The 840-nt window shown below is 55.0% G+C and carries 1 protein-coding gene; it reads right to left on the bottom strand.

Annotation, left to right across the window (positions count from 1 at the left end):
- Positions 1-840 (bottom strand): hypothetical protein (locus tag AC27VU_RS28890; RefSeq protein ID WP_488725408.1); only part of this gene is annotated, 840 nt, incomplete at both ends.

Raw genomic sequence — 840 nt, 5'->3', positions numbered from 1 at the left:
ATAACCTTGAACGTCTATAAATGCTGCGCCGCCGGTACCGCTGTTTGAGTACAGGAGGCTCTGGCTGAACAGCAACGCTTGTGCTTTGTATCGGGTTCCCGCTGCGACCTGCTGGAGGATCGCGGCATTCAACCCAGGGTAGTGAACGAACATTACTGGCGTACCAATGTTGGTGAAGCAGAAAATGCCGCTTTGTGTTGTCGGTGGGATCACTGCCGAGCAGTCCACCCCGGTTGGCGAGGTCGCAGCTCCTGACGACAGGGTGCGAAACGGAACTGCTGGAATATTCTCCAAATACTCGATAAAGCCTTGGTTCACTTTGAAGTTGTAAAGTCCCGTTGATCCACTGGTGCGCAGCGCGCATAAAAACCGGCGCGACGTATCACCAGTCTTGGTTCGCGAAACTCCGCTATATGGTCCTGACGGTGGTGTCGTCACCAGTTCAATTGCAGGCGTTCCTGCGTTGTCATACAGGTAGAGGTAATACCAAGCGTTACCAGATAGGCTCAGACCGGAGAGTGCCAGGCCATTCGGAACGTAAAGAGTTTTTCCAGCCCCTGGAATGTAGGCCGCTCCAGAGGTGACACTGATTCCGGTACCAGACGTGTAAACCGGAAGCAGGCCGTCGATATATCCACGTCCCACGCTCAACGCTGCGGCTGATGTGGCCTGCCCCTGAAGTTTGCCGAAGGCGACGAGAATCGAATCAGTTGCAACAACCGGTGCGCTGGTCGTCAAATCAAGACCCGTCAGTGGGATCGTGCGGACACCGGAGGCGGTCATGTATTTATTGGTCGGCCCTTCCGGTAGGCCATCTGTGTTCGTCAGATTGAGCGAGGT

The sequence above is a fragment of the Pseudomonas sp. 14P5.3.2 genome (assembly GCF_057799175.1).
Note: the sequence above shows the minus strand (reverse complement) of the source record. Positions and strands in the feature narration are given on the sequence as shown.